The sequence below is a fragment of the Micromonospora sp. CNZ309 genome (genome assembly GCF_002846525.1).
The window spans coordinates 1,300,234-1,315,563 of the sequence record NZ_PJNG01000001.1 but is presented as its reverse complement, the minus strand read 5'-3'; the positions used below and the strand labels follow the sequence as shown (position 1 = coordinate 1,315,563).

14 protein-coding genes are annotated in these 15,330 nt (G+C 69.5%); 6 read left to right on the top strand and 8 right to left on the bottom strand.

Annotation, left to right across the window (positions count from 1 at the left end; all coding sequences use genetic code 11):
- The first annotated feature begins 186 nt into the window (after positions 1-186).
- On the top strand, positions 187-1,008 hold the full coding sequence (locus tag CLT72_RS05160; RefSeq protein WP_144082192.1) for a hypothetical protein: 822 nt from the start codon (positions 187-189) through the stop codon (positions 1,006-1,008).
- A gap of 137 nt (positions 1,009-1,145) precedes the next feature.
- Here the strand turns inward: CLT72_RS05160 and CLT72_RS05155 are convergent, their stop codons facing one another.
- The 3 genes from CLT72_RS05155 to CLT72_RS05145 are packed head-to-tail and all read right to left on the bottom strand — an operon-like array spanning position 1,146 to position 4,368.
- Positions 1,146-2,555, bottom strand: a complete 1,410-nt coding sequence (locus CLT72_RS05155; protein ID WP_101409753.1) for an ABC transporter substrate-binding protein — start codon at positions 2,553-2,555, stop codon at positions 1,146-1,148.
- A gap of 20 nt (positions 2,556-2,575) precedes the next feature.
- Entirely contained in the window at positions 2,576-3,406 is an 831-nt protein-coding gene (locus tag CLT72_RS05150; RefSeq protein WP_101409752.1) for a carbohydrate ABC transporter permease, read from the bottom strand.
- Positions 3,403-4,368 carry a carbohydrate ABC transporter permease gene (locus tag CLT72_RS05145; protein ID WP_199184485.1) on the bottom strand — a complete coding sequence of 322 codons (966 nt, stop codon included), beginning with the start codon at positions 4,366-4,368 and terminating at the stop codon, positions 3,403-3,405. The genes CLT72_RS05150 and CLT72_RS05145 overlap by 4 nt, the downstream gene beginning before the upstream one ends.
- A gap of 292 nt (positions 4,369-4,660) precedes the next feature.
- On the opposite strand from CLT72_RS05145, the gene CLT72_RS05140 reads away from it, so the two are divergent.
- The 3 genes from CLT72_RS05140 (at position 4,661) to CLT72_RS05130 (ending at position 6,909) form a co-directional block, all read left to right on the top strand.
- Positions 4,661-5,410 (top strand): hypothetical protein, encoded by a 750-nt coding sequence (locus CLT72_RS05140; protein WP_199184484.1) that lies wholly within the window; start codon positions 4,661-4,663, stop codon positions 5,408-5,410.
- 102 nt (positions 5,411-5,512) lie between these two features.
- A complete protein-coding gene (locus tag CLT72_RS05135) occupies positions 5,513-6,370 on the top strand; it encodes an SDR family NAD(P)-dependent oxidoreductase (RefSeq protein ID WP_101409751.1) in 858 nt (285 codons plus the stop codon).
- A complete protein-coding gene (locus tag CLT72_RS05130) occupies positions 6,367-6,909 on the top strand; it encodes a carboxymuconolactone decarboxylase family protein (protein ID WP_101409750.1) in 543 nt (180 codons plus the stop codon). Before CLT72_RS05135 ends, CLT72_RS05130 begins: the two co-directional genes overlap by 4 nt.
- A 147-nt stretch (positions 6,910-7,056) precedes the next feature.
- On the opposite strand, the gene CLT72_RS05125 is transcribed toward CLT72_RS05130, so the two are convergent.
- The 3 genes from CLT72_RS05125 to CLT72_RS05115 form a co-directional block, all read right to left on the bottom strand.
- Positions 7,057-7,746 (bottom strand): hypothetical protein, encoded by a 690-nt coding sequence (locus CLT72_RS05125; protein WP_101414945.1) that lies wholly within the window; start codon positions 7,744-7,746, stop codon positions 7,057-7,059.
- A gap of 515 nt (positions 7,747-8,261) precedes the next feature.
- Positions 8,262-8,921 carry a hypothetical protein gene (locus tag CLT72_RS05120; RefSeq protein ID WP_101409749.1) on the bottom strand — a complete coding sequence of 220 codons (660 nt, stop codon included), beginning with the start codon at positions 8,919-8,921 and terminating at the stop codon, positions 8,262-8,264.
- Positions 8,896-9,297 (bottom strand): PadR family transcriptional regulator, encoded by a 402-nt coding sequence (locus CLT72_RS05115; protein ID WP_101409748.1) that lies wholly within the window; start codon positions 9,295-9,297, stop codon positions 8,896-8,898. Before CLT72_RS05115 ends, CLT72_RS05120 begins: the two co-directional genes overlap by 26 nt.
- A 317-nt stretch (positions 9,298-9,614) precedes the next feature.
- On the opposite strand from CLT72_RS05115, the gene CLT72_RS05110 reads away from it, so the two are divergent.
- Positions 9,615-10,388 (top strand): formylglycine-generating enzyme family protein, encoded by a 774-nt coding sequence (locus CLT72_RS05110; protein ID WP_101414944.1) that lies wholly within the window; start codon positions 9,615-9,617, stop codon positions 10,386-10,388.
- Between the two features lie 256 nt (positions 10,389-10,644).
- Here CLT72_RS05110 and CLT72_RS05105 read toward each other — a convergent pair whose 3' ends face one another.
- Positions 10,645-12,207 carry a family 10 glycosylhydrolase gene (locus CLT72_RS05105; RefSeq protein WP_101409747.1) on the bottom strand — a complete coding sequence of 521 codons (1,563 nt, stop codon included), beginning with the start codon at positions 12,205-12,207 and terminating at the stop codon, positions 10,645-10,647.
- Positions 12,208-12,779: 572 nt separating this feature from the next.
- On the opposite strand from CLT72_RS05105, the gene CLT72_RS05100 reads away from it, so the two are divergent.
- Positions 12,780-14,222: a S8 family peptidase gene (locus CLT72_RS05100; protein WP_101409746.1), complete on the top strand. Its 1,443-nt coding sequence runs from the start codon at positions 12,780-12,782 to the stop codon at positions 14,220-14,222.
- A 300-nt stretch (positions 14,223-14,522) separates the two neighbouring features.
- Here the strand turns inward: CLT72_RS05100 and CLT72_RS05095 are convergent, their stop codons facing one another.
- On the bottom strand, positions 14,523-14,987 hold the full coding sequence (locus tag CLT72_RS05095; protein ID WP_101409745.1) for a hypothetical protein: 465 nt from the start codon (positions 14,985-14,987) through the stop codon (positions 14,523-14,525).
- Positions 14,988-15,330: the final 343 nt, after the last annotated feature.

The window sequence follows — 15,330 nt, the reverse complement described above, 5'->3', positions numbered from 1 at the left end:
CCCGCCGTGCGCAGCGGCGATCGGACCTGGCGGGCGAGGTGGGGCCGGAAGGCTTCCGGACACTCCTCGTAGGCGGTGACGTGCGCGTGGAGGTCGACCTTCTCGCCGGATGCCAACCGCTTGACGACGACGGGCTGGGCGCCCGTCCGAGGATGGACGGCGAGTACGGCGCTTACCAACGCGCCGGTGGGTGCCTCGGCCCGCCATGCCGGCACAGGTACCCGGATCGTCAGCCCTGCGCCGTCGGCCCACTCGGTCAACGCGATCGCACTGTCGCCACCGAGCAGCTCGATCAGTTCCGGAGCTGTCACCTGGGGCCTCCTCGCCGGAGAGGTAACTGTCACGCTCGACTATCGTGACAGCGTGTCCGACGGTGAGGTGGACGGGGCGGCCGGAAGCGATGGCGTCGTTCTGTCCGTGGATCTCTATACCGAGGAGCGGGTGCTGGCGGCGCCCGGGTCGCGGCTCGTACGGCAGGCGGGTGTGCGCTTCGGCCGTCCGATGATCTACCCGGTGCGGGCCGACGAACTCACCGGGCTCAACGAGCGACGCGCCGACCTGCACGAACGGCAGTTCCTGCTGGTGCAGTTCCCCTACGAGCTCGAGGCGCTGCCGAGCAACCGCCGCTACGAGTCGTTGACAGTCCAGATCGATTTCGGCGACGACTCCGTGCTGGCGCTCGACGTCATGCCGCCCACGTATGACGGTCCTGACTACCCGGACCTGGACCGGGTGGAGCTGGACGTCCGTGGAATCGGCCGACATTCTGTCTCCTGGGACCTGCGCTGTTCAGCCCCGGACGTCGGACTACGACCGCGCAGCCGCATCATGCAGGTCATCCTCGATGCGCCGACGAGTGTGCAGGCGGTGTCCGCGATCATCACGGCGGAGGCCGTCGTGGTGCGGCGAGTGATGGGGCTGGAGACCAGGTCGACCGCGACCACTCCGAACGGATCGCGGATCACGTTGAGTCTCGACGGACGGGTCGTCGTCGGTCCAGCCGACTAGGGTCGTCCTGTGCGCCGTCCGGGCGAGAATCGGCACGCGGCGTGCTCCGCGTGCCGAACTGCGGCCGGTGGCCGACACCGGGAGGGGCCAGCTCCCGGCGGAACTGGCCCCTCCCGACGATCAGCGTGGTGCGGTGGTCAGCCGACCGACTTGTTGTAGCTGTCGATGGCGCCCTGCACGCTCGCCGCCGCGTCCTTCATGGCCTGCTCGGCCGGCTTGCTGCCGACGATGGCCGCCTCGAGGCCGTCCTCGGAGGCCTTGCGGGCCTGCGGCATGACGCCCAGCAGGCAGCCGGCCGACGCGACCGACGGCGGCAGCGCGTGCAGCTGGTCGACGGCGGTGCGGAACTGGGGGAACTTCGCCATCCAGTCCTTGTCGATCTGCTCGTCGAGCGCCTTGGCGTTGATCGGCACGTACCCGGTGCTGGTGTGCCACTTGGCCTGCTCGACGGGCCCGGAGGCGAACTTCACGAACTCCCAGGCGGCCCGCTTCTCCTTGTCGCTGTGGCCGACGCCGTTGATCCACAGCGAGGCGCCACCGATGATCGGTCCGCCCGTCGAGGCGGCGCTCACCTTCGGGTACGGGGCGGTGAGCACGGTGAACTTGCCCTTCGCGGCGTCGACGTAGCCGCGCAGCACGCTGGTGGACTCCAGGTGCATGGCGACGGTGCCCGACTTGAAGGCGGCCTGGGCGTCGTCGGTCTTGCGGCCGGTGTTGGTTGCGTAGCCGCCCTTCACCAGGTCCGTCCACCACTGCGCGACGCGTACGGCCGTCTCCTGGTCGAACTGCACCTTCGTGGCCAGGCCCTTGCGCCCGTTGCCGTTGTCGCAGTACTCCTTGCCGTCGGTGGCGAGCAGCTGCTCCACCAGCCAGCCGTAGATGGCGGCGTTGAAGCCGTACTGGACCGTCTTGCCGCTGGCGTCCTTGACGGTGAGCTTCTTCGCCAGCTCGCCGATCTCGGTGAGGTCCTTCGGCGGCTTCGTCGGGTCGAGGCCGGCCCGCTCGAACGCCTCCTTGTTGATGTACAGCAGGGGCGTCGAGGAGTTGAACGGCATCGACCAGAGCTTGCCGTCGACCGAGTAGTAGCTGGCGATGTTGGGCTCGATGTCGCCGGCGTTGAAGCCGTCCTTCTCGATGAACTTGTGCATCGGCACGACCTGCTTCGAGTCGACCATGAAGCGGCTGCCGATGTCGTAGATCTGCACCAGGGCCGGCGTGCTCTTCTGCTGCACCGACGCCTTGTACTTCGCGATCGTCTCGTCGTAGCTGCCCTGGAAGACCGCCTTGACCTCGACCTTGCCGCCGCTCTGGGCGTTGAAGTCGGCCACGAGCTGGTCGACGGCGGTGGCGTTGGCCCCCTTCATGGCGTGCCAGAACTCGATCGTGGTCTTGTCCGTGGCCTTCTCCAGCACCTCGGCGCCGGGCGCGTCGAGCGCGCCACTGCCGCCGTCGGTGCCGGAGCCGGAGTCGCCGCAGGCGGTGAGCGCGGCGGCGGCCACGACGGCGACGAACGCCGCCGCGCTACGGCGGAGCCGAGGTCTTCTCATGGGTTCTCCTTCTCGATGGTTCAACGCAGCGCCCCGGCGGTCAGCCCGCGGACGATGTAGCGCTGGCCGAAGATCACGACGGCCAGGGTGGGTAGCAGCGACAACGCGACGCCGGCGAGGACGAGACCCGGCTGCGCCGCCTCGGCGTCGTTGAGCTGGGAGATGCCGATCTGCAGCGTCTGGAACTCGGTGTCGCGGATGAGGATCAGCGGCCAGAAGTACTGGTTCCACGCCGAGAGGAAGACGTAGACCCCGACCGCCGCGATGGAGGGCTTGGACAGCGGCACGATGACCCGCCACAGCAGGCGCCAGTGGCCGCACCCGTCGATCACGGCGGCGTCGCGCAGCTCGGTCGGGAACTGAAGGAACGCCTGCCGCAGCAGGAACGTGCCGAACGCCGAGGCGAGGAACGGCAGCACCAGGCCGAGGTAGGTCAGCCCGCCGCGGGTCAGGCCCCAGTCGGAGATGGCCAGGTAGTTGGGGATGATGATCGCTTCCCACGGCACCATGAGGGTGGCGAGGAAGAGGCTGAACGTCGCCGCCTTCGCCGGCAGGCGCAGGAACGCGAAGGCGTACGCGGCGAAGATGCTGGTGACGACCTGCGCCACCGTGATGACGCCGGCCTGCACGGCGGAGTTGGCGTAGAACCGGCCGAGCGGCACCGAGCTGAACACGTCGGTGATGTTCTGCCAGTGCAGCGCGCTCGGCACCAGCGCGGGCGGGTAGGTCGCCAGGTCGCCGGGGCCCATCACGGCGCCGACGAAGCCGTAGTAGACCGGGAAGAGCACGGGGATCGCCGCCAGGCCGAGCACGACGTAGACGGCGATCCGCCCGAGGTTGAGCTTTTTCATCGGTAGTGGACCCGCCGTTCGAGGACGCCGAATTGGACGGCCGTGCAGCCGAGCATGATGACCAGCAGCACGACGGCCTGCGCGCTGGCCGCGCCGAAGTCGGAGGAGCCGAAGGCGAACGCCTTCTCGTAGATCGAGTAGACCAGGGTCGTCGTGGCCTGGTCCGGCCCGCCCTTGGTCAGGATGTGGATCTGCCCGAAGCTCTGCAGGGCGTGGATCGTGGAGACCACGACGAGGAAGAACAGCTGCGGGGAGAGCAGCGGCACGGTGATCCGCGTCGCCAGCCGCCAGCCGGTCGCGCCGTCCAGCCGGGCCGCCTCGACCACCTCGGGCGAGATCGCCGAGACCCCGGCGGACAGCACGAGGATGTTGTAGCCGAAGTTCATCCACACCGTCGCGGCGCAGACGGCCGGCAGCGCGATCGACGGGTCGGTGAGCCAGTTGACTCGGTCGATGCCGAGGGAGCCGAGCAGGCCGTTCGCCACCCCGATCGCCGGGTTGTAGATGACGGCGAAGATGACCGACGCGGTCGCCACCGAGAACGCGAACGGCAGCGCGAACGCGGTACGCAGCGCCCGTACGCCCCGGATGCGCGCCTCCAGCAGCAGCACCACGAACAGCGCGCCCAGCACGGCCGGCACCACCGAGAAGAGAGTGAACAGCGCCGTCGTGGCCAGCACCCCGCCGAACTCCGCGGACAGCATGTCCCGGTAGTGCGCCGCGCCGACGTACTCGGACGCGGCGCCGAAGATGTCGTTGCCGTGCACCGACAGGTACAGGGTCCGCCCGAGCGGCCAGAACACGAACAGGGCGAAGACCCCCACCGAGGGAAGCAGCATCAGCCACGCGAGACCGGACTCGCTGAAGCGGGCGCGCCGCACCTGTCGGGCGGTGGAGGGCGTGGATTCGGAGGTCAGGGGGCGTTCGCCCGGTGGCGCGCTGACGGTGGAAGGGGGAGGCACCGCAGCACCCTACCAACGGCATCGAGGGATAGACATCATTTGGGGCGTGATGTGCCGTCGGCGCGGGAGCGGGAGCCGCGCGGGTTCGGCACTTGACGCAAACGGGCGGTCAGGGCGCGACCGAGCCCCTACGGTCGGTTGTCGACAACGTCGCGACCACCGGCCCGAGGAGCCAGATCATGCGGACGAGCGTGACCAGTGGGAGGCAAGGGTACGGTGCCCGCTGCCGGCGGGACGCGTCGCGGGCGGTCCGGCCCGCTCCCGCCGCTGCCGAGACCCATCCTGGTGGTGCGTGAGCGTGTCGGCGGGACACTCCGACGGAGACGGTGACCGCCCCCAGCGTGAGGGCGGACGTGCCGCCCGGGCGCACAACCGTCGAGAGGACGGTTCCCGTCTCGACGGTCTCACCGACCGGCTCGACAAGCCGATGGGGATTCTCGGCCTCCTGTTCCTGCTGTTGGTGCTCGTGCAGGCGTTCACCCACGACGAGCCGCTCAGCACCATCCTCACGATCGCCAGTTGGATCCTGTGGGCCGTGTTCGTGGCGGAGTTCGCCCTGCGTGCCTGGCAGGCTCGGCACCGAGCCCGACAGTTCTGGCGACAGAACTGGTGGCAGGTGATCTTCCTCGCCGTACCCTTCCTGCGGTTCGCCCGCGCGGCCATCGCGCTTCGGGCGGCCCGGGGAGCCGGCGTGGTCGCCGCCGCCGTCCGCGGCTCCCGCTCGGCCGGCCGACTGCTCACCGACCGGCTGGCCTGGCTCGCCGTCGTGACGGTGACGGTCATCGTGACCGCAGGGCAATTGCTGACGCTCACCGGCTCCTACCCGACCCACGGGCGGGCCCTGCACGCTGCCGCGCTCACCACCATCACCGGTGTGCCGCTCGGCGCCACCGACACCTTCTCGCAGATACTCGAACTGGTGCTGGCCGTCTATTCCGTGATGGTGTTCGGCACCCTCGCCGGCGCCGTCGGGGCGTACTTCCTCAGCCACGGGCGCACTGCCGACGAGCCCGTACGGCAGGCCCCGGAGCCGGAGCGGTGAGCGGCACGGAACCTCCAGTGCCGAGCACCGACGCCGACGTCACCGCCCGGGCGGTTCCGGGCCTCGCGCGTTCATCCATCGGGAAATATCTATAATCCCGCCATGAGCGGTGGTTCCCGGTCGCTGGCCGGCAGGCGCGTCCTCGTCACCGGCGGCGCCCGCGGGATCGGTGCCGCGCTGGCTCGTCGGTTGCACCAGCGGGGCGCGAGGGTCGCCGTCGTCGGGTTGGAGCCCGAGCTGCTGGCCGACGTGTCGGCCGCGTGCGGCGACGCTCCGTGGAGCAGCTGCGACGTCCGTTCCCGAGCCCAGGTCGACGCCGCGGTCGAGATGGCGGTGGACCGGCTCGGCGGGCTCGACGTCGTCGTGGCCAACGCGGGGGTCGCCGCCCAACTGCCGCTGGTCGGCGGCGACCCGGACGTGTTCGAGCGGACGAACGCCGTCAACGTCCTCGGCACCTACTACACCCTGCGCGCCGCGGCCCCGCACATCAGCCACCCGAGCGGCTACGCGCTGGTGATCGCGTCGCTCGCTGCGGCGGTGCACGCGCCGCTGCTCGGTGCGTACAGCGCCTCCAAGGCCGCGGTCGAGGCCCTGGGCAACACCCTGCGGGTCGAACTGCGGCCCTCCGGCGCCCGCGCCGGCGTCGCGTACTTCGCCGAACTGGACACCGACATGACCTCGCGCGGGTTCGGCACCAGGGCCGCGACCGCGCTGCTGCACGGCAGCCGGCTGCACCGCGTCGCCTCGCTGGAGGTCGGCGTCGCCGCGTTGGAGCGCGGCATCGCCCGCCGGAGCCGGCGGATCGTCGCGCCCGGCTGGGTGCGGCCCGTGCTGCCGCTGCGCATGGCGGTCCAGCCGCTGCTCGACCGCAGGTTCCAACGCGGGCTGGTCGACGCGCTGCGCATCGCGCAGGCGGAGCGTCCGCCGCTGACCACGCCGCAGCCGGATGGCCAACCGTGACCGCGCCCCGCATAGGCCCGGGCGGCCGGCAGGACGTCGGTACGTTCGGCTGGCTGTTCAGCCAGGCGGCCGGCCGGGTCACGGGCACCGGCCCGCCGAACCTGTTCCTCACCCTCGGCCGCCACCGCCCGCTGTTTCGCGGCTGGCTGCGTTTCGCCCGCCGCCTGATGCCGGGCGGCGTGCTGCCGCGCCGCGAGACCGAACTGGTCATCCTGCGGGTCGCGCACCTGTGCGCCTGCCGCTACGAGCACGACCACCACCTGAGGCTCGCCCGGCGGGCCGGCGTCACCGACGCGGAGATCGAGCGCGTGAGCGGCGACGACATCGGCGTCGGGTGGTCCGCCCGCGAGCACGCGGTGCTGGTCGCGGTCGACGGGCTGGTACGCCACCGCGACCTCGACGACGAGGCGTGGACGGCGCTGCGCGCCCACCTGGACGAGCGCGAGTGCATCGAGCTGTGCATGCTGGTCGGGCACTACGTCATGCTCGCCACGACCATCACAACGCTGCGCATCCAGCCCGATCGACCGCCCGGATAGCGCTCCACCGAGCAGCGCCTGTTTGGCTGACGCGTACGGACACATGGCTTCGCCACAGTCCGCCCGGTCGCACCGGTGCCCCGTCGGGTGGCTAGGGGTGCGTGCTCGTGGGGAGCGAACGCTCAGATGTCTGCGGTGTGCCGCGTGTCAGCATGGCCACGACGTCGGGGGTGGGCCGAACGCGCGACGCCCGGCCCGTACAGCCAGAGTGGCGAGGGCAGCGTTGGCGCCACCACCGATCACCGCGCCGATACCGAACGGTGCTGCTCGACCGAGAACGATGATCCCCTGCTTGCTCCCGTACTTCGTGATGAAGTGTCTCCCCAGGATCTTGTTGATCTGACGTAATGTTTCGGCGGGCACCTTGGCGACCACCTGACGTCCCCAGTGTTGCCCCGTACGCTCGGCGACCTTGGTGATGGTGGCGGAGCCGGACCCGCCGAGCATGATGCCCATCACGATCGTTCGACGGCGCTCGATCTCGTCGATGGGCACTCCGTGGACTTCGGCGATCGAGAGCGCGAAGAGGGCGCTCAGCTGAAGCGATGAAAGAGCCTCGCCGGCCGACAGCGCCAGCGCGACGCCCGTGCCGACGCCGGGCGCCGCTGCGGCTCCGCCAACCGCAGCACCCGTGCCGGTCAGGGCGCCCACGTACATCCGCTCTAGATTGCGGATCACCTCTGCTGGTGTCGCCTCTGGGTTCCGCTGGCGGGCCCGGGCGATGTTCTTGCGTACCAGTGGGCCCTGGAGGTCGATTGCCTTGTCCAAGAGGTCGAGGACCCGCTGCCCACGTACGGCTGCTTCCGGAACTGGTCCGTCGTGGGCATCCGTCGCCATGCGTTGAGCTCCTTGGGTCGTCACGTCCGAAATGATCTCCACTCGACCAGCCGAGCGGACCTTGCCCCAGATTGAACGGTGGGTGCCGCACTGGCGGCGACGTCGTCGATTGAGGCGCCTGTGGAATGGGCGGTTCGATCAATGTCCACCTGGCCGCGGTCGATGAGGTTACGTTGTGGCACCTCGCCACCGCCAGATCTGGGATCCGTCCAGATCGAACGACGGTCATCAAGTGGCCGCGCCACGCCAACCCACTCTCACCAGCGCGATCTCGGTCGACGACTGCCATACGCGGCCGTCCGCTGGCTGGGCCGCACCGCCGGAATGGCGGGTTTCCGACAGTCAGCGAGCGTCAACGACGCAGGCGACGGGAGCGCCCGCCGTCGCGGCCGGCGAGGGGCCCGCAGCGCCGGCCACCGGGCAGCCGAACACCGCAGGGGTGGCGGAGGCCCTGCTGGCTTCTTGATGGGTCACGCGCAGGAGTGGCTCGGACCATGACCATTGGGCTGGCTGGATCACCGCGCTGCCGTCACAGACCAGTGGCGGGCCAGCGCCGTTGCCGCAAGGAGGGCAGCGAGGACTATCGCCACCTCGGCCGCGATCGCCAGTGGGGTCAGCGGGTAGTTGAGCGACCAGGCGACGGTGACCGCAGCGGCGATCGCGGCTGCGATCGCGGGTGGCAGCAGCAGTGCCATCCGGGCCGCAGTGTGTCGGATGTGGGGCGCGTCTCGTAGGGCGATGCGTACGGCGAGGACGGCGCCGGCGATGGCAACCGCTGCGACGGCGCCGTAGAAGACGCCAGCGGCAAGCCACACCGGCACGCGCACGCTTCGCGGCAGGTCGAATGCCGCCACGAATGCCTGGTGCAGGCTAATGACCGCGACGTAGCCCACGACGAGGGAGAGCATCGCGCCCGCGGTCGCGACGCCGAGTACCTGGCCGTACCGCGGCGGGGTGCGCTCCACGCCGGCTTCCTCGGCGATTCGCACGGCGAACTCGGCAGGGTCAGCGCCGAGAAGCTCTGCGGGATCGAGCCCGTCGGCGGCTGCTGCCTCGAGCTCGGCGCGTAGGTCGGCCGCGAGAGTCACCCGGTCACGACGGTGAATACCGAGAGCGCGCCACTCTCGGTCTGCGGCGGCGAGGAGGTTGTCAACGGTCGACGTCGACGTGCTCATGGTCGTCTCCTGGATTCGGTGGACGGACGGCGATGGTTGCGTTCACGACGCCAGCGAACTGAACCCACTGCTCGCGCCAAGCACGCAGCCGATCGTGGCCGGTATCGGTGAGTCGGTAGACCTTGCGGGGTGGGCCGTTGGGACTGGGCTGCAGCGCGTTGGCGATGAGCCCCAAGCGGTGCAACCGGGTGATCAACGGGTAGACGGTGCCGTAGCTCACCGTTCCGAATCCGGCGGTGTCGAGTCGGCGGACGAGTTCGTAGCCGTGCGCCGGCTCGCCGGCAAGCAGCGCAAGCAAGCACATGTCCAGGCAGCCGCGCAGTAGCTGGGCCTGCCGCTCCGAAGCGACTTCCGAGCCGCCTGCTGCCGCTATCATGCGTCACATAATACGGTCGGTACTATGTGTCGTCTAGTAGGTCTTCGTCAGAAGCCGATTGATGCCGCACTCCACGGCATGACGATGCTGGTAGACGCGCTGCTCGGCCGGGCGCCGACCCGCGTACGCGACGACGGCACCTGGTAGGCGGGCCTCGGACGACGGATGCCTTGCGGATCGAGGGGTGCGTCGATCGGGAAGCGAGAAGCGGGGTTCCGGCATCAAAGGCGTGCCACTTGAGGAAAACCCGAACCAGGAACGCCGTTCGGTGGATCAGACCGTCATAACCAGATCCTTGGGTGCTAGCGTTCGGCGCCATGTGGATCGAGGAGACCGTGGCCGGGCGTCCGGCCTGGCGGCACACCGCGTCGGGAGTGGTGTTCCGGGCGGTGCCGGGCGGCACGTTCCGCATGGGTCTGTCCGACGCGGAACTGCAGGCCGTACGCGCCATCGAGCGCAGCGGCGAAGTCGAGGACACGGTCGAGCCCTTCTTCGCCGCCGCCAAGGACGCCCAGCCCGTGCGGGAGGTGCGGGTCGCACCGTTCCTGATCGCCCGGCATCCGCTGACGGTCGCGCAGGTCCGGCACTGGCTGCCCGACTACGAGGACGACTACGCCGACGAGGACACCAGCACGGCCCGCATCGAGGACGATCTCGACGACCTGCTCGACGACCTGCCGTTCCGACTGCCCAGCGAAGCCGAGTGGGAGTACGCGGCCCGCGCCGGCACCACGACGCTGACGTTCCGCGGTGACGGCAAACCCGACGAGGACCAGATCCTCGACGATTTCGGCGACGAGGAGCGCACGGCCGCCGGGGAGAACGCCTTCGGCCTGGCGGCGATGGGCTCGGCTGGCGAGATCTGCGCCGACGTGTGGATCCCCGGCTTCGCGGACGCACCGACGGACGCCCGGCCACGCACCGGCGACGGGCCCCTGACCGTACGCGGCGGCGCCGCCGACCTCTACCCGTGGCAGGGCTGCGACGAGTGGCTGCTGCTGCTCTCCGCCACCCGGTACGAGCATTCCCAGTTCACCGCGGTCCGCCCAGCCGCACCGCTGCCGTCCCGCTCGCACTCCGGCCGTATGTGAGGGACGTTCTCGAATCGTCTGGACCGAGCGGCACGGCATCGCCTCTGCCTGGTCCGCGGCGACCGGCCGCGGACCGACGTTGACGGTAGACGCGCGACTGACAGGCCGGTGGGCGGTCGGGTCATCCCATCGCCGCGTAGGCGTCTGCCGGGGTGGCTGGGACTGGACCCACCGGGGGCGGCACGACGACCCCGCTCGACATCCTTCTGACGTGGTTCCCGCCCAGCCGGCCTCGGCTGGGCGGGAACCAGGTCGTCTACACCCGGATGAGGCGGCTCAGCTCCACCTTGGAGATCTGACCGGCGCGGACGTGGACCACCGCGATCGGCTGGCCGACGACACGGTCCGGCAGGTCGACCTGCACCAGGTAGGCCCCGGGACGCAGGTGTACAAAGCCGAACCAGCCGTCGCCGTCGGTAGGCCGGGTGATCGGCGCACCGCTGGTGGTCAGCGGTCGCAGGGTGACGGTCGCCTGGTCCAGCGGCACGCCGGTGCGCAACGCGACGCGGCCGGACACGTGTCCCTCGGTGGGGGTCGCCTTCCACGGCATGACCGGCACACCCACGTCGTCGGCGAACGGGGCGTCGGGTCCGATGGTCAGTGCCTGGGCCAGCCTGTCGCGCTCGGCGTTGCGGACGGACGACGGCTGGTTGACCCCGGCGCGTGTCGGGTTGGCGTAGGAGTAACCGCTCCAACCGGCGGCGGTGTTGCCCGCCGCGGTGGGGGCGAGCGCTCGGCGCACCTGCTCGACGCTGTCGGGGATGTCGTTGAGGTACAGCGCAGGCCCGACCACCGCCTGCCGGTCGCCCTGCCAGTCGGCGAGCACCTCGGTCCACTCGTCGTACATCTGCTTCTGGTCGGGCATCCAGTTGCGCTTGTAGTTCATGGCCACGACGGTGTCCATGATTCCCTCGGCCAGCCAGCCCTTCCAGTCCTGCAGCACCTCGGTGTAGGGCCGGGTCTTCTCCCAGCCGCCCATGGTCTGGGGCCCGTAGCTGTAGGTGATGCCGTCCATCGACAGGCGCGCCCGCGGATCCACCTCCCACATGCCGAGGTAGATCTTGCGGACCAGGTTGGTCATCTGGGCGCGCCGCCAGTCGGAGAACTGCGGGTCGGAAGGCTGCGGCGTGTCGGTGCGGCCGGTGGCGGCGCGGAAGCGGGCCAGGGAGGTCTCGCTGTAGCCCCAGTCGCTGTGCGTGGTGGTGGAGTTGAAGTCGGGGTAGCGGACGTAATCGAGGTTGACGCCGTCGACGTCGTACTCGCGCACGAGGCTCTGGATCGCCGAGACGATGTAGTTGACCGCGGCCGGGTTGGCCGGGTCCATGTAGGCGTTGGCGCCCATGAGCTCCTGGCCGTCGTGGCGCTTGTTGAGCCAGCGGTCGGCGCCAGCGGCGGACAGGCCGTGCTTGTTGAAGACGTGCTCGGGCGAGGAGTGCGGGGTGGCCGAGTTCCACATCGTGTTGACGTTTACCCAGGCGTGCACCTCCAGGCCCGCCGCGTGCCCCTGCGCGATCACCTCGTCCAGCGGGTCGTAGGGCCGGGGTGCGACCGCGGCGTCGGTGCGCGGGTAGAGCGCCCGGTTGCAGAAGCAGTCGTAGCGCCGGGCGACCTGGACGATCAGTGCGTTGGCCTTGATCTTCTTGGCGTCCCGCACGAGCGTGGTGACCTGTGCGGGGGTGTAGATGCCCTCGTTGAACGCGTCGACCCAGTAGCTGCGCCACTGCTGGGTCGGCGCCGTCTCCGGGTCAGCTTTCGCGGCCGTCGCCAGGCTCAGCACGAGGACGGTGGCGGTCAGGACGGCTAGCACTCGTCTTTTCATGTGCCCTCCATGCCGGAAGGTGCGCTGAAGGATATCTGCATCGGTTGCAGCAGGTGCGAAGCTAAACTACAACAGACTGCGGGGGCAAGGGATCTCGACGAGGGAAGCGACGACGGCCCACGGAGGAGCGGGTAGCCGGCTGCCGACCGGTGCCAAGCAGCGGACTCCCTACGCCCGGGCGTAACGGCGCCGGGCAGAAGCCAGACGCCGCTCGCGGGAGCGATGCCGAGGCTGGTCACCACGACGCCGGTAGATGACGAGTTGCCCGACGCGGCAGCACCGGTGGACCAACGGTTGGCATCGGATGCTACCGAGAGAGCATTGTCTTTAGTACCATCGATGCCTGCCAGTGGTTGCAGTGACGACGTTGAGCAGTCCCGAGTTCAACATGCGATTCGGCAGTCCGAGGGAAGCTCTGGCCTTCACTTTCAGGCAGGTCCGGGCGATCGGCTGTCCGCAGCAAGCACAGCGACCGTAACCAAGGCCCACCTCAGCAGCAGTCGAACGATCCTTCCGTAGCGACTACCAGATTTCTGCCAGGCCTCCCGGTTGAGACTGTGAAGGAAACCCGCATGAGACGCACGTTCACCGCCCTGCTCACCGCAGCCCTCATGGCCGGGACCCTCGGCGCGGCCGGGCAACCGGCAATGGCCGAGCCGATCAGCGTCATCCACGGACTCGACGCCCCGGACGCGATCGACGGCAGCTACCTCGTCGTCTACAAGTCGTCAGCCCCGCAGGGCCTCGACCTGACCCGTTCAGCCCCGTCCGGCGCATCCCACACCTTCCGCTCCGCCGTACGCGGTTTCGCCGCCACCATGGACGAGCAGCAGGCCCGTCGTCTCGCCGCTCACCCCGACGTGGCATTCGTGGAACAGAACCGACGCTTCCGCGCCATCGACCCCACATATGCCGAACCCTCGACTGCCACGCCGCAGAGGTCCACGACGCCGAGGGACGTGGTCACTCCCAACGGGCCCGCTCTTCCCGTGCCACCGATGGGGCGAAACGTGACCGCCTACGTCCTCGACACCGGCATTCGCACCACGCACACCTCGCTGGCCGACCCGGCGCCGATCTGGGGCACCAACACCATCGGCGGCCCCAACAGCGACTGCCACGGGCACGGGACCCACGTCGCCGGCATCGTCGGCGGCAAATTCAGCGAGCGGTGGAGTGCCTACAACGCCCAACTGGTCGCGGTCAAGGTCCTGGACTGCGTCGGTTACGGCACCACCGCCAGCGTGGTGGCCGGCGTCGACTGGGTGACCGCCAACCGCACCGGCCCGGCGATCGCCAACATGAGCCTCGGCAGCATCGCCAGCCCCGCCGTCGACCAGGCGGTGCAGAACTCGATCGCAAGTGGCATCACCTATATCGTCGCCGCCGGTAACAACGCCAGCGACGCCTGCGCCATGTCACCCGCCCGGGTTCCCGCCGCCATCACCGTGGGCGCGACCCACGGCAATGGTCAACGGGCCTGGTTCTCCAACTACGGCAGCTGTCTCGACATCTTCTCGCAGGGCGTGAGCGTGGTTTCCGCGTGGCACACCAGCACCACCGCGACCAGTTCGCTCAGCGGCACCTCGATGGCCGCGCCGCACATCGCCGCGCTCGCCGCGATGTACCTGTCCAGCAACCTGACCGCCACCCCGGCCCAGGTACGAGCGGGCGTCATGGCGGGAGCCACCCGCGGACAGGTCATCGATCCGGGCCCCAACTCACCAAACGTCATGTATACCGCTTGGCTCGCACCGTTTCCCAGCCTGCCCGGCATGCCGAGGATTTCTTGCGAATCCTTTCAGTCGTCTATCCAGTGTGCCAGCACGACGTCCGGCATGGTCACCGAATTTGCGTGGTTCTCCTCCGGCAGTTACGTGGGTGGGCCCGAGTGGCTGTTCATGGGGTGCAACCCGGGCTTCAACTATCCGATCCACCTGATCGTGAGCAACTCCGGCGGTGCCCGGAGCAGCAACACCGTCCAGATCACCTGCACTAATCTCCCACCCGTCTGATCCTCGATCCACCGAGGGACCCATCACCGGCGCATGCTCGTTCTACAGCCTTCCACGAAGGCCGCTCTCGCCGATCGTGACTGCCGGCCCCGACCGCGCGGTCGCCAGGCAGCCAGGTCGGCGACCAGGGGACCGGCACGCGTCGCCGCGGCTGACAAGACGACCGGCACGGGTGGACACCGCCACACCGTGGCGGGTGAAGTAGATGTCGGTCCAGGTCATCCGGGCTTGCCCGGCTCGTGACAGGCGAGCAGGTCCAGTAGGACGGGAGCCGCTCCGGCGCCCGGCGGAGGCGGCGCATCAGGTGGTCGAGGTCATTGGGCGGTTCCGCCTGGGCACAGGAGGCGTCGAGTGACCGGCGGGCAGCAGCATGGTCCAGTTGACCTGTTTAACCAGCCAGGTCGTGAACAGCCCGGGCTCCGGGGTGGGGAGGGTGCCGCCGGCGGCGGCATAGCCGCGCAGCAAGTCGGCGGCGAACTCTTTCCGGGGTTGGTCCTCAAGGATCTCGGTCCACTCCGCGACGGTCGCGGCCAGTTCCTCAGCGGCGCTCCACGGACCGGCCACGTCCCAGTCAAGCTCGACGACCGCGTCGAGTTCAGCCTCGGTGGGTATCTCCCACATCCCGACGGGCTGGGAAAACCGGGTGGACATCCGGAGTCCGTGCAGTCTTGCGAGCGCCACGCCGAGATCCGCGACCATCCGGCCGCTCACTCTGGTCGGCAGGTGGGCGTCAAATATCCAGTGGTGGTGGACCGCGACGAGCACGTCATCGGCCGGGTGCGCGGGTCACCGGCAGCACGGCCGCGCCATCGCTGGTGAACACTCGCCGGGCCACTGGAACGCCGGCTATGTGGGCCGCCGCTTCAAGCTCGGCCGCGTCCTGCAACCATCGGCGGTCCCCGCCAGTGGCCGCCGGGTCGAGCTCCTTGATTGCGTACGACCCACGCTCGGTGGTCAGGCGCCACAGCTGGTGGCTCCGCCGTCCCACGAGGGTGGCCGAGACGGGAGCGCTCCACCTCGCCCTGGTCAGCTCACCGGACCCGGAGTTCGAAACGTTGGCACACCCGGTTCCAGCGGCCGCTGTGGTCCGCTTCGAGAGCTACGAGGT